This is a genomic window from Phytohabitans houttuyneae, from assembly GCF_011764425.1.
Taxonomy (GTDB): domain Bacteria; phylum Actinomycetota; class Actinomycetes; order Mycobacteriales; family Micromonosporaceae; genus Phytohabitans; species Phytohabitans houttuyneae.
In genome coordinates this window covers 914120-926549 of record NZ_BLPF01000004.1, presented here as the reverse complement: position 1 = coordinate 926549, position 12430 = coordinate 914120, and the positions used below count along the sequence as shown (strand labels likewise).

Annotated in this window: 15 protein-coding genes, 2 tRNA genes and 1 pseudogene; 11 read left to right on the top strand and 7 right to left on the bottom strand. The window is 72.1% G+C overall.

Annotated elements, in window-relative coordinates:
* The first annotated feature begins 4 nt into the window (after nt 1-4).
* Nucleotides 5-580: an O-methyltransferase gene (locus Phou_RS46360; RefSeq protein WP_173070560.1), complete on the top strand. Its 576-nt coding sequence runs from the start codon at nt 5-7 to the stop codon at nt 578-580.
* Here Phou_RS46360 and Phou_RS46355 read toward each other — a convergent pair.
* Both Phou_RS46355 and Phou_RS46350 read right to left on the bottom strand, forming a co-directional pair.
* Nucleotides 570-1448 carry an aminoglycoside phosphotransferase family protein gene (locus Phou_RS46355; protein ID WP_173070558.1) on the bottom strand — a complete coding sequence of 293 codons (879 nt, stop codon included), beginning with the start codon at nt 1446-1448 and terminating at the stop codon, nt 570-572. The two genes, Phou_RS46360 and Phou_RS46355, sit on opposite strands and share 11 nt — an antisense overlap.
* A complete protein-coding gene (locus Phou_RS46350) occupies nt 1445-1600 on the bottom strand; it encodes a hypothetical protein (protein WP_173070556.1) in 156 nt (51 codons plus the stop codon). Before Phou_RS46350 ends, Phou_RS46355 begins: the two co-directional genes overlap by 4 nt.
* Nucleotides 1601-1619: 19 nt before the next feature.
* Between Phou_RS46350 and Phou_RS46345 the strand changes: the two genes are divergently transcribed.
* Nucleotides 1620-2495 (top strand): class I SAM-dependent methyltransferase, encoded by an 876-nt coding sequence (locus Phou_RS46345; protein WP_173070554.1) that lies wholly within the window; start codon nt 1620-1622, stop codon nt 2493-2495.
* A gap of 24 nt (nt 2496-2519) precedes the next feature.
* Here Phou_RS46345 and Phou_RS46340 read toward each other — a convergent pair.
* The 3 genes and pseudogenes from Phou_RS46340 to Phou_RS46330 form a co-directional block, all read right to left on the bottom strand.
* A pseudogene (locus Phou_RS46340) lies at nt 2520-2879 on the bottom strand (serine hydrolase); the annotation flags it as partial.
* Between the two features lie 119 nt (nt 2880-2998).
* On the bottom strand, nt 2999-3955 hold the full coding sequence (locus Phou_RS46335) for a serine hydrolase domain-containing protein (RefSeq protein ID WP_173070549.1): 957 nt from the start codon (nt 3953-3955) through the stop codon (nt 2999-3001).
* A complete protein-coding gene (locus Phou_RS46330) occupies nt 3948-4283 on the bottom strand; it encodes a DUF952 domain-containing protein (RefSeq protein WP_173070547.1) in 336 nt (111 codons plus the stop codon). Before Phou_RS46330 ends, Phou_RS46335 begins: the two co-directional genes overlap by 8 nt.
* Before the next feature lie 200 nt (nt 4284-4483).
* Here Phou_RS46330 and Phou_RS46325 point away from each other — a divergent pair, with 200 nt between their 5' ends.
* The 3 genes from Phou_RS46325 (at nt 4484) to Phou_RS46315 (ending at nt 6763) form a co-directional block, all read left to right on the top strand.
* On the top strand, nt 4484-5041 hold the full coding sequence (locus Phou_RS46325; RefSeq protein ID WP_246274675.1) for a SigE family RNA polymerase sigma factor: 558 nt from the start codon (nt 4484-4486) through the stop codon (nt 5039-5041).
* A complete protein-coding gene (locus Phou_RS46320; RefSeq protein WP_173070545.1) occupies nt 5038-6204 on the top strand; it encodes a hypothetical protein in 1167 nt (388 codons plus the stop codon). Before Phou_RS46325 ends, Phou_RS46320 begins: the two co-directional genes overlap by 4 nt.
* Nucleotides 6205-6286: 82 nt before the next feature.
* Nucleotides 6287-6763 (top strand): hypothetical protein, encoded by a 477-nt coding sequence (locus tag Phou_RS46315; protein WP_173070543.1) that lies wholly within the window; start codon nt 6287-6289, stop codon nt 6761-6763.
* Between the two features lie 471 nt (nt 6764-7234).
* On the opposite strand, the gene Phou_RS46310 is transcribed toward Phou_RS46315, so the two are convergent.
* Nucleotides 7235-7624 (bottom strand): VOC family protein, encoded by a 390-nt coding sequence (locus Phou_RS46310; protein ID WP_173070541.1) that lies wholly within the window; start codon nt 7622-7624, stop codon nt 7235-7237.
* A 470-nt stretch (nt 7625-8094) separates the two neighbouring features.
* Here Phou_RS46310 and Phou_RS46305 point away from each other — a divergent pair, with 470 nt between their 5' ends.
* Complete coding sequence (locus Phou_RS46305; protein WP_173070539.1) at nt 8095-9102, top strand: sugar phosphate isomerase/epimerase family protein; 1008 nt, start codon at nt 8095-8097, stop codon at nt 9100-9102.
* Between the two features lie 229 nt (nt 9103-9331).
* Here the strand turns inward: Phou_RS46305 and Phou_RS46300 are convergent, their stop codons facing one another.
* Nucleotides 9332-9628 carry a hypothetical protein gene (locus Phou_RS46300; protein ID WP_173070537.1) on the bottom strand — a complete coding sequence of 99 codons (297 nt, stop codon included), beginning with the start codon at nt 9626-9628 and terminating at the stop codon, nt 9332-9334.
* A gap of 194 nt (nt 9629-9822) precedes the next feature.
* On the opposite strand from Phou_RS46300, the gene Phou_RS46295 reads away from it, so the two are divergent.
* From Phou_RS46295 to Phou_RS46275, 5 genes are all read left to right on the top strand, one after another.
* A tRNA-Asn gene (locus tag Phou_RS46295) sits at nt 9823-9895 on the top strand.
* 100 nt (nt 9896-9995) lie between these two features.
* A tRNA-Ile gene (locus tag Phou_RS46290) sits at nt 9996-10072 on the top strand.
* A 68-nt stretch (nt 10073-10140) separates the two neighbouring features.
* The gene (locus Phou_RS46285) at nt 10141-11160 is read left to right on the top strand and encodes a 5'-3' exonuclease (protein WP_246274673.1); all 1020 of its coding nucleotides are present in this window, start codon (nt 10141-10143) and stop codon (nt 11158-11160) included.
* Between the two features lie 574 nt (nt 11161-11734).
* On the top strand, nt 11735-12082 hold the full coding sequence (locus Phou_RS46280) for a hypothetical protein (RefSeq protein ID WP_173070535.1): 348 nt from the start codon (nt 11735-11737) through the stop codon (nt 12080-12082).
* A 122-nt stretch (nt 12083-12204) separates the two neighbouring features.
* The gene (locus tag Phou_RS46275) at nt 12205-12429 is read left to right on the top strand and encodes a hypothetical protein (protein WP_173070533.1); all 225 of its coding nucleotides are present in this window, start codon (nt 12205-12207) and stop codon (nt 12427-12429) included.
* Nucleotide 12430 lies beyond the last annotated feature (1 nt).

Sequence of the window (12430 nt, the reverse complement as noted above, 5' to 3'; positions counted from 1 at the left end):
CGGCGTGGATGACTTCCCCACCCGCCGCCCGCCCGCGCTGGCCGGCATCCTCGCGGACGCCGCGGCGCGCGGCTTCGTGATGTCCTGCGAGGAGCGCACCGGATCACTGCTGGCCACGCTCGCCGCGAGCAAGCCTGGAGGGCGGCTGCTGGAGCTCGGCACGGGCACCGGCGCGGGCGCGGCGTGGCTGCTCGACGGCGCGGACGCGGCGGCGCGACTGACCACTGTGGAGGTCGACGCCGGCGTGCAGGCGGTGGCGGCCAGGCATCTGGGCCTCGACCCGCGGGTCACGTTCGTCAACGCGGACGTGGAGCAGTGGCTGTCCACGTACGACGGTGAGCCCTTCGACCTCGCGTTCGTCGACTGCATGCCCGGCAAGTTTCACCGGATGGACGAGGTGGTCGGCCTGCTCAGGCCCGGCGGTCTCTACATCGGCGACGACCTGCTGCCCCAGCCGAGCTGGCCGGGCGAGCACCAGGAGCGGGTGGACGCGTTCGTCGCCGCGCTGCCGCTGGTGCCGGGCCTGCGCACCACGACGCTGGCGTGGGCGTCCGGGCTGCTGATCGGCGTCAGGGTGTGACGCGGAAGTCCGCGAGCACCTCGGCGAGGGAGTGCCGGCCGGCGGCGGCGAGGGCCGGGTTGGTGTACCGGTAGATGCGCATCGCGCCGAGCCCCGCCTTCAGCGCCCAGCCGCGCCCCCGCCGCCAGGTCGCGTCGTCGACGCCCACGACCGCGCGGAAGACGTCCCGGGTGCGGGTGGTCAGCAGTGCCCAGGCCGGCAGCAGGTCGGTGGCCGGATCGCCGGTGCCCACCTGGCCGAAGTCGATGACCGCGGCGAGCCGGCCGTGCCGCGCGACGAGGTTGGCCGGCAGCAGGTCGCCGTGCAGCCAGACCGGCGGCTTCGCCCAGGGCTGCGCGGCGAGCGCGTCCTCCCACACGGCGGTGGCCAGCTCGGCGTCGACAAGCCCGACGGCGGCCAGCCGCTCGATCGACTCGTGCACCTCGGTGTCGCCGGCCCGCACCGGCACCGCGCGCGGCGAGCGCGGCGCGCCGGCCGTGTCGATCCGCTGCAGCGCGGCCACGAACCGCCCAAGCCGCACCGCCACGTCGCGCATGTCCAGGTCCGGCCGGGTGGCCAGGGTCTGCCCCTCGAGCCAGCGGTACACCGACCACGGGTACGGGAACTCGCCGTCCGGCACGCCCGACCCGAGCGGCACCGGCACGTCCAGCGGCAGCCGGGGCGCGAGCCGGGGCAGCCACTCCCACTCGCGGCCCACCGTCGGCGCGGCGCGGGGCAGGGCGGGCAGGCGGACGACGAGCTCGTCGCCGAGCCGGTAGATCATGTTGTCGGTGCCGACGGTGCTGACCTCACGCACGGGCAGGCCTGCCCACTGCGGGAACTGCTTCGCGACCAGCCGGCTCACCAGCGGCGGCCCGACCGCCGTCATGCCGCGGCGCCCGTGCGGCACAGCAGCGGACCCATCGACTGGGCTGCGGCCCGGTCGTCGGCGCCCGGGTTTCGACGCTCAGCGGGCACGTCGCGCTCCACCTCCGGCATCGCGTGCCGGACCAGCACCAGCCGGCGCACGCGTGCGGTCACGGCCCGAAGGGTACAGAGCATGTGGCTCAGCGCTCGCATCGACTGCCAGCTCGCCGTGGATGTGATCTGCGACACTTGCCGGATGGACGCGTTCGGCCGCTTCGAGCGGGCCGGGTGGCAGGAGAAGGCGGGCGGGTACCAGCGGCTACTCGCCCGCATCACCGACCGCGTCGCCGACCACCTGCTGGACGCGGCCGAGGTCACCGCCGGGACGAGGCTGCTCGACGTGGCGTGCGGCCACGGGTACGCGACCGCCCGCGCCGCCGAGCGGGGCGCGAGCGCCACCGGCGTCGACCAGTCCGCCGCGATGCTGGCGCTGGCCCGGGCGCACCACCCGCGGCTGGACTTTCGCGAGGCGGCCGCGGAGGAGCTGCCGTTCGACGGTGGCACGTTCGCCGCGGTGGTGGGCAACTTCCTGCTGCCACACCTGGCTGACCCGGACGCCGTGGTGGCCGAGCTGGCCCGGGTCACCGCGCCCCGCGGACGGCTCGCGCTCACCGCATGGGACCTGCCGCAACACGCACGCTTCGTCGGAGTCCTCGTTGACGCGCTCGCGGAGGCCGGCGCGGTCGCGCCCGCCGGCCTTCCCGAGGGTCCACCGTTCTTCCGGTACGCGGAGCGGGAGAGCCTCGTCGCACTCTTCGAGTCGGCCGGCTTCGGCGGCGTGGAGGTGACCACGGTCGCGTTCGAGCACCGCGTCGACAGCGCGGACGAGCTGTGGCAGAGCCTGATGGAGGGCACGGTGCGCATGTCGGCGCAGGTGCTGGGCCAGCCGCCGGAGGTACGCGAGCGGATCCGGGCCGCCTTCGACGCGCGGGTGGCCCGCTACGCCCGCGGCTCGGGCCTGTCCCTGCCGGTCTCGGCCAAGCTCGCCGCCGGTCGCCTGCCGCGCTGACATCCGCGGTCCGCGGCCGAAGTCCTAGCGCTCAAGAGCCTCGATCGCGAGCACGGCGGCCTGGGCGACAAGCGCGTCGTCGGCCCGCGCGTCCCGCTCGCCGCGCGTGGACATGATGGTCAGCACGATCGGCGGGCCGCCGGGTGGCCAGAGGACCGCGATGTCGTTGCGCGTGCCGTACCCACCGGCTCCGGTCTTGTCGCCGACCTGCCAGCCAGCCGGCACGGCGGCCCGGATGAGCGTGTCGCCGGTCGTGTTGCCGCGCAGCCAGCCGACCAGCACGGCGCGGTCATCGGCGCCGAGCGCGTCGCCGACCGCGTACGCCCGCAGGTTCGTGGCGAACGCCCGCGGCGTGCTCATGTCCCGCACGTCGCCCGGCGCGGCAGCCGAGGGCGGCGAGGGCAGCGACACCGAGGGCGACGGGCGTGGCGCGGTCGCCGGCTCGGCTGAGCAGGCGGCGAGGACCAGCGCTGCGGCCGCCGCGAGGCAGGCGCGGAGCCGCATCAGGTGACGCTCGGGAGTACGACCTGCTCCAGCACCGCCGTCGGGGTGCGCCACTGCTCGGGGTCGTCGTAGTTGCCGGCCGCGATCGCCACGACAAGGTCCAGCTCGGGCAGGATCGTCAGGCGCTGCCCGCCGTTGCCCATGGCGCCGACCCAGCGGTGGCCGGCCATCTCTCCGCTGTACCACTGGTAGCAGTACATGCCGCCCCACTCGATCGGCAGGCGCGGCGCGAGCATCGCGGTGAGCCAGTTGGCGGGGACGACCTGCCTGCCGTCCCACTCGCCGCCGGCCAGCACGAGCTGCCCGATGCGGGCCAGGTCCGGGGTCGCCAGTCGCAGCCCGGAGGCGGCCGAGACCACACCGTCCGGCCCGGCAATCCACTCAAATCGGTCGATCCCCAGCGCGGCGAACAGCGTGTCGCGCGCGAAGTCCGCCAGTCCCCGGCCGGTGCCCCGCGCGATAAGCCCGCCGAGCAGTGCACTCGCACCGCCGCAGTACGCGTAACGCACGCCCGGCGCCTCGGCGACCGGCCGCTCCAGCACGAACCGGTACCGGTCCGGCGCCATCTCCATCGCGATCTCGGCGTTGGCCGGGCCGTTGTAGGGGATCTCCTCCTTCCACTCCAGCCCGAGCGACATGGTCAGCGCGTGCTCGACGGTGAGGCGCGCCCGGTCGGGGTCCGCGGCCAGGTCGGGGTACTCCGGGAAGCTGGCAAGCAGCGGCGCGGCCGGCTCCGGCACCAGGCCGTCGCCGAGCGCGATCCCGTAGAGCAGGGCGACCACGCTCTTTGTCACCGAACGCACGTCGTGCAGCGTGTGCGCCTCGAAGTCGACGGTGCCCAGCGGCGTGTTCCAGGTGAAGTCCTCGCCCGAGCCGTAGTGCTCCAGCATCGTCTGTCCACGATGGACGGCAATGGCGCAGTGCAACCCGTCGAGCTGCTCCAGTCGCTCACGCATCAGGCAGCGCCCTGTCGACCTCGGCCGCTCCCGCGACATGGTGGACAGCGGTGACGGCGTTCCGCGGCACCGGCGCGTACACGTGCGGAAACAGGCCGCCGTCGGTGGACTCCTCCCAGCGGACGCTGTCGCCAAGCACCTCCGCGTCGATGGCCGCGACCACCAGCGCCGGCTCGTCCGCGAACACCCGCAGCGCGGTGGGGCCGACCTGCGCGCGCGAGGAGCAGTGGATGAACCCTGACTCGTGGTCGAAGGGCGACCCGTCGAACCGGCCAGCATCCTCGAACGCGGCCCACTCCGCGGGCAGCAGGATCTTGTAGATCAGCACGCCCCCACCCTATGCGCTGCGTGAACGCGAGCGGGGTCCCCGAGGTTGTCATGCGTCCGGGTCAGGTTCGCGACCGGAAGTCGGTGCCGAACCCGGTAACCCGGCGCGGAACGCGGCGACGTTTATACGTGTGTCAATCGCCGCGCGCAGGCTCTCGCCCGTAAGTTCCTTCCGACCGGAGTTGTTCCATGACCCAAGCCATGACCGGGGCCGCCCCCGCGGGCGCCACCGCCCGATCGCCTGTGGTGGAGCAGATGACCAGCGACTTCGACGCCTTCTTCCGGGGGCGCGCCCCCGCACTGCTCCGCACCGCGTACCTGCTGACCGGCGACAAGCACCTTGCCGAAGACCTCGTCCAGGACGCGCTGGCCCGTACCTTCCGGGCCTGGCGGCGGCTGTCCGACGGCGGCAACCCCGAGGCGTACGCCCGCCGCGTGATGTACCACCTGCAGGTCAGCATGTGGCGCCGGCGCCGCGTGGTCGAGACCATGCCGGGTGAGCTGCCCGAGCACCGCGACCACTCCGACCACGCGCACAACGCGGTCGAGCGGCTCGCCCTGCGGCGGGCGCTGCAGGCCCTGCCGGCCCGCCAGCGCGCCGTGGTCGTGCTGCGGTACTTCGAGGACCACAGCGAGTCGGAGACCGCCGACATCCTCAACTGCCGCGTGGGCACGGTGAAGAGCCACACCGCACGCGCCCTCGCCAAGCTCCGCGAACTGATGCCCGAGATCGACCTGTCCGAAGGGGTGACCCGATGAACGACCTGAACCAGCGGCTCGCCACCCTGGCGGACGAAATGACCGACACCGACTACACCGCGCTGCGCCAGCGGGTGGACACGCGCGCCCGCCACCTGGGGTACCGCCGTACCGCCGTCACCTCCGTCGCGGCGCTGGCCCTGGCCGGCGTGGCCGCGGTCGGCGGGATCCAGCTGCTGCCCCAGTCGAACAGCACTCCGCTGCCGGGCGAGTCGTCCACTGTGGTCGTCCCGCCCACGCCGTCGCCCTCGACCCCGACCACCCCTCCGCCGTCGTCGCCGCCGGCCACGCAGGGCACGCCGCCGGTCGCGACCGTACCCGAGCACGTCCCGGGCCGCCTTTCGTACGTGCGGGTCGGCGCCGAGATCGAGGTCGTCACGGTCACCGACGGCACCACCAAGACCACCAGCTTCGGCGCCCGCGTACTGGGCGACCGGGCGGCGACCATCTCACCCGACGGGACCATGGTCGCGGTGCTCCACCCGACCAAGGACATCAGCGAGTACCCCGCCGACCTGGTCATCATCCGTCCCGGCGGCGCCCGCAAGGTGATCGCCCGAAACGTCACCTGGGGCGGCGGCAACGAGCCGGTCTGGCTGCCGGACGGGCGGCACATGCTGGTCAGCGTCACCGAGATGCGGGGTGACACGGCCGGCGCCACGAAGTTCGGCGAGGTGGACACGATCAGCGGCAGGTTCACCGAGGTCAACCTGGACCGGTTCCCGCGCTACCTGACCTGGTCCGCCGACGGCGGCTTCCGCGCGCACGCCGAGGGCAGCACGATCGTGGTCGCGCGGGCCAGCGGCACCGTGGTCCGGCGGTTTGACGTGGCCGGCCAGCCGGAGTGCGGCAGCGCCGAGTGCCCGTTCGCGGTGCAGTCCATCTCCAACGACGGCCGGTACGTGGCGACCGCGATCGGCAACACCGACCCCACCCGGGTCACCGGCGCCACCATCGTCCTGGACAGCACGAACGGCCAGCGGGTCGCCATCCCCGCCTCCGTCAAGGGGATCACCGAGATCTTCTTCCGCTGGGACGGCGGCCTCGTCGTCCAGACCGCCGACAAGCTCCGCCTCGTCACGCTGGACGGCAAGGTCACCGCGACGTTCGACCGCCCGGACGCGACCAACCAGGCCGACCTCGACCGGTACACCCAACACTGACCGATCCCACCGCGAGCGGCGCCGGGCTCACCCCCGGCGCCGCTTTCGCGTACCCCGTAAATGAATTGCGCTCGACATCGGCGTGTTCCACGACGACCAGCGCGCCATCTTCGACCACCTCCGCGGGTGGGCCCTGGTCGCGCACGACCCCAACGTTCCCGACGACACCAAAGAGCCGTGGAACGGCCGGCGCCTCGACCCACCCGCCCACATCCACGTGCCCGAGCTGGGCAGCTCGCTGTCCACCGTGCCGACCGCCACGCACACGGCATTCGAGTTCGAGTTTCTGCTCGCCGGGGGCGCCGCTCCCGACTGGCTCCTGCACCGCGATCCCCGCGTCGCCCTCCCCCGCGAACGCGCCATCCGCCAGTCCCCCGCAAACCTGCCGGCGGCCACCCCCGAGGTGATCCTCTTCTTCAAGGCGGTCAACGACCTCCGCCCGCACGACGAGCAGGACTTCCACGCCCTGCTCCCCGCCCTCACCCCCGACGCCCGCAGATGGCTGCGCGAATCCGTGGTCACCGCCCGCCCGGGCCACCCCTGGTTCGCCCACCTCTAAGCCCAGGCAGCACGGTCAGGCGCTGGGTCCGCGGCCTCCAAAGATCCAACCCGACCTAGACGCGAGCTACCGCGATGTCCGCGGTGGTCCGGACCGTTGCGCGGGGCCCCCGGGGAGACGTGGAGCGCAGCGGAGCGTCTTCTTGGGTGCGTTCCCGCAGCCGCACCCTCCGCGGTGCGCCCGAGTTAGATGTGAGCTGCGGCTATGCCCCGCGGTTGCCGCTCACCCTCCGCGGTCGCCCAGCTCAACCCAGGAGCCCGCTCCGGCAGATCTTGGCCAGTTGGCGTCGAAATAACGCGCAAACTCACCAAGATCTCGACACTCACACCGCCTGCAGTTGATCGACAGTCACAGACCGTGACGGCGGCGCCGAACTGTCGGCGGACTCGCCTTACCCGTGAAGCCGGCCACTGCGGCGCGGACACCGTGAGCTGGGAAGCTGCCGCACGCGCCGCGCTGTGGACGGGAGCTCTAGGCCACCTCGCCACGCTCGGCGGGGCTCGTGTTCATGCAGAACTCGTTGCCCTCCGGATCGGTGAGCACGACCCAGCCCTTTCCGTCGCCGCGGCGGCGGTCGTCGAGCACCGTCGCCCCGAGGGCGACCACGCGCTCGACCTCCTCGTCCCGCGTACGGTCGGTCGGCTGGAGATCCAGATGCAGTCGGTTCTTGACGGTCTTTCCCTCCGGCACCCGCGTGAAGAGCAGGCCCGGATGCCCCGGCGAAGGCGGCAGCACCGCACACTCGTCGTGGTCGGGCTGGTCTTCGTCGTCGGTGGGCCACCCGGTGACGGCGGCGTAGAAACGCGACAGCGGGTACGGGTCCGCGCAGTCGTAAGAAATCCAGCGAATCGATGAGCTCATGCCGGCCAGCATCGCCAAGGCCCGCCGCCGTCAGCAAACGGTTAACCAGCCTCGCAGGCGACCCCACGCCCCGAACGGCGTAACTCCCTGAACATCGGCCCGCTCCGCTGCCGGTACCCCGGCTCGCAAAGCCCGACCCAGACGGCCCGGAAGCGGCAGGGGGAGCGGCAGCGCGCGGTGGCCAGGGTTGTCCCGAGCTGGCGGGCATCCGCGACCGTGCGCGGGCGAGGCCGGCTCAGGACGCGCACCTCGTGCCCCCGGCGACGTGATGGCCGAGCGGAGTGGGACATCTGCTTTCATGCGGGGGCGTGGCGGCCTAGAGTTGTGCTGGCGTTGAGCGGGCGTGGGTGTGCGTCCGGGTGGGAGGCGCAACCCGCTCGGAGTCGGCTGCCACCCTCCGCCCGAGCTCGCTGCTGTATTGCACCGGACCGGTCTCCTCGCGCCGTCCACCGCTCTTACAGGAGAGGGACATGGCCCGACCGATCACGCTGTTCACCGGCCAGTGGGCCGACTTGCCGTTCGAGGAGATGTGCCGGCTGGCCTCGGAGTGGGGCTATGACGGCCTCGAGATCGCCTGCTGGGGCGACCACTTCGAGGTCGACAAGGCGCTGAACGAAGACGGGTACGTCGAGCGCAAGCGCGAGACGCTCGCCAAGTACAACCTTCAGGTCTTCGCGATCTCCAACCACCTCGTCGGGCAAGCGGTCTGCGACCACCCCATCGACGAACGCCACCAGGGCATCCTGCCCGCCCGCATCTGGGGCGACGGCTCGCCCGAGGGTGTGCGGCAGCGGGCCGCCGCCGAGATGGCCGACACCGCCCGCGCCGCGGCGAAGCTGGGCGTGCGCACCGTCGTGGGATTCACCGGATCGTCGATCTGGCACACGCTGGCCATGTTCCCGCCGGTGCCACCCTCGATGATCGAAAAGGGCTACGAGGACTTCGCCACTCGCTGGAACCCCATCCTCGACGTCTACGACGAGGAGGGCGTCCGCTTCGCGCACGAGGTGCACCCCAGCGAGATCGCGTACGACTACTGGACCGCCAAGCGCACCCTCGAGGCGATCGGCCACCGCCCCGCCTTCGGCCTGAACTGGGACCCGTCCCACTTCGTGTGGCAGGAGCTCGACCCGGTCAACTTCATCTTCGACTTCGCCGACCGCATCTACCACGTCGACTGCAAGGACGCCAAGGTGCGCACCGGTGACGGCCGTCGCGGCCGCCTCGCCTCCCACCTCCCGTGGGCCGACATGCGCCGCGGCTGGGACTTCGTCTCCACCGGCCACGGCGACGTGCCGTGGGAGGACTGCTTCCGCGCCCTCAACGCGATCGGCTACGACGGCCCGATCTCGATCGAGTGGGAAGACGCCGGCATGGACCGCCTGGTCGGCGCGCCCGAGGCCCTGCAGTTCGTGCGCCGGCTGGCCTTCGACGCACCCCAGGCCGCGTTCGACGCGGCGTTCGCGAGCAAGGACTAGCGACCTGGAGGCTCCGGGTCCGTCGCAGCGCGGCGGGTCCGGAGCCTTTCCAGCAGATTTGGGCTTCACTGTCCGTCGTGGTCCGGCCCGTTGCACGGGGCTCCCGGGGAACGTGGACCCTCCGCGGTTGGCCGGCCCCACGCCGCGCGCGGCTCGCCGGCTGTTCCAGACAGTGGGCGCATGCGAACGGGGCCCAGCCGACCGGCCGGGCCCCGCTGCTGTGACTGCGTTAAATGGTGCTGCTGTTGTTGCGGTGCGCGCTGCTGGGCCCGGTAGACGCGGTCACCGCGTCGTCCGTGCCGCTGGTGAGCTTTTCGCCGACCCGGGTGTGGGCCAAGCGGTCCTTGCCCTCCGAATAGAGGCGGTTGGCCTGCGCCTGTGCGACGCCGGCCGCCTCCTGCACCGTCGGGTGGTCCCACACCTTGCGGGCGTTGAGGACCAGCTCTTCGTACTTCTCCCGGCCGGCGCGGGCGCCCAGGACGAAGCCCGCAGCCAGCCCGCCGATGAACCACAGCTTTCCGCGCATAGCGGCTCCTTCCCAGTGGTCTGTCCCCCGATACCTACCCATCCTGCCTCGCACTCATGCACCCTTGGGGCCCGAGCGGCAGATTGTCCCGAATTGGGCCTGGCGTGTCCCAGGTAACCCTGTAGCCCGACGCCCCCCAACGTCCTGTACTCTTGTGCAGTCGCGCGGCGCCGGAGCGATCCGGACCAGCTCGATCCCCCATAGCTCAATTGGCAGAGCAGCCGGCTGTTAACCGGCAGGTTTTTGGTTCGAGTCCAAATGGGGGAGCTCCTCACTCCTCATGCTCCCCGTCGATCCGCCCCCTTCCCGCCCGGCGGGTTAGTGGCCGCTGACACCGGCTGCGGGATACGATCCCCGCGCCAGCCAGGGGGCGGTAGCTCAGCAGGTTAGAGCAGTCGACTCATAATCGATCGGTCACGGGTTCGAGTCCCGTCCGCCCCACCACTGCTCCGAGCTGCGGACCCATGATGGTCGGGTACCCCGCGCCGACCCGCCGCTCTACGCTGGTGGCCGTGAGCCCCCCGGAGCCGCTGCTGCTCGTCATCGACGGCAACAGCCTGCTGCACCGCGCGTACCACGCCGCGGCCACCGGGGAACTGCGCGACGGTGAGGGTCGCGCGGTCTGGGCGCTCAAGGGTCTGGTCACGCACGTCGCCCACGCGGCGGCCCAGCTACGCCCGGACGCCGTGCTGATCGGCTTCGACTGTCCAGTGTCGTCGACGAGGGCGGACGACTACGCCGGGTACAAGGCGCAGCGCCCGGCCAAGCCAGCAGACCTCGAAGAACAGCTGGCCGCCGCGCCGGACCTGCTCCGCGCGGCCGGGCTGCCGGTCTTCGTCCCGGCCGGCTACGAGGCCGACGACGTTCTCGCCAGCGGCGCGGCGAAGGCCCGGGACACCGGCTGGCGCACCGTCCTGGTCACCAGCGACCGCGACGCCTTCGCACTGCTCGACGCGAGCACCTCGGTATTGCGCATCCGCAACGGTGGCCGCGACGCCGCAGTGCTGGTGAAGGCCGCCACCCTGCCCGACGTGTGCGGCGTCGAGGCGTGGCAGTACCACGACTTCGCCGCACTGCGCGGCGACCCGTCCGACAACCTGCCCGGGGTGCCCGGCTTCGGACCGGCGACCGCCGCCGACCTGCTCGCCACGTTCGGAACGGTCGACGCCGCGTGGGCAGCACTGGACGGCGGGAGGACGGCCGAGGTGAGCGCGGCCGTGGGCGCCCGAGCAACCGAGCGATTGGCCGAACCGGCCGCGCGCGAGGTAGTGGTGCGCAACCGCCGGCTGATGCGGATGCGCACAGACCTCCCGGTGCCCGATCTCGACGGCATCAGGCTCCCGCTCGAGCTCTCCAGGATGCGACGCGCACTCGCCGAGCGGGGCATCCTGCTCGGCCCGTCGCTGTGGGCACTGACCGGCGGCGTCTCCCCGGACGAGGTCGCAGAAGCACCGGCATGGGTGCGCGTGGCAGTCCGCCCACCGCGTCCGCGCCGGCCCGGCCCGATGCCGGGCCAGCTCACCCTCTTCTGACCGCGAGGGCTCCGCCGCAGCGCGGCCTTCGCGAGATCCAACCCCAACCAGACGCGAGCTACCGCGACGCCCGTCGTGGTCCGGACCGTTGCTCCCGCGGCCTCACCCTCGGGGACTTATGGCCGACGTGCGGAATCCGCATGGTCGCCGAAAGCCCACCGGGTGTGCGCCGCGCTCACCAGCACGTGACGCCGGCGAGCCCCGACGTGGGTCGAGCCGAGATCGCTCCAGTTCAACACCCGCGCGGCGGGTCGACGCGCTGGTCCACGCCCGCAACCGCGTTTTGCCGACGGGGCATGGACGTCGCCGCGCAGGAACTGGAGGTCGCGGGAGCGCCGGTGATCCACTACTCGACCAGACGGCGGACATCGCGGAGTTCTTGCCGACTAACTAATGGCCGCCCGGCGAGCGTCCGCGGACCTTGACCCGGGGTCCTGAGCCCAACCAAACCCTCCACCCAAGGCGCCGGATGTGGCGGTCGGCGCGAAATAGAGGCCATTGACCTCCGTGAATTAGCTGCCACAATCGACAGGAAAGCGCTTTCCAGAGCTTCTGCTACCTGCAAGGAGACCCGGTGAGACGCAAGCTCCTGTCCATCCTGACCGCCGCCCTGACGATGGGCGCCCTGGCCGTCGCGCAGCCCGCTCAGGCCGACCCCTACTTCACCACGACCCCACCCGACGGCTGCTACCTCTACACCTACGCGCATCAAGGCTTCACCTACGCGTCGCAGACCTACTGCACGCGGATGCACGGCCTGCACGTGGCGGTGGCGCGCTGCTCCGACGGGCGGACCGTCCGCGGGTATGCCGAGGAGATGGACTACTTCCGCTTCTCCACAGCCGAGTGCCGCTCCTCCGCATACCCCTGGGACCCGATCCCGGCGGTGGAGGTCTGGGGCGAGTTCTGGCCCGACTACTGATCCGATCCAGCGCCACCCCGGGTCCGTCCACTCCCCGCGGGGGGACCCACCCACCGGGCGGAAAGGGTCGACGGCGACAAAATCCGGTGCGGGTCGCCGCCCGAAGGTGCGACCATGCCGGCATGGCTGACCCCGGCGGTTTCGAGTACGCGGTGCGCGCGGACGGCTCTGTCCTGATCTGGCACCGCGGGCGGGCCGCCACCACCCTGCGCGGCGGCCGCGCGGCGGAGTTTCTCGACGAGGTCGAGGGGGACGACCCGCAGCTGGTCATGGCTCGCTGGACCGGGCAGTACCGGCACGGCAACGAGCGCACCGCGAAAAACCACCCGCGCAACGCCCGCCGCTGAG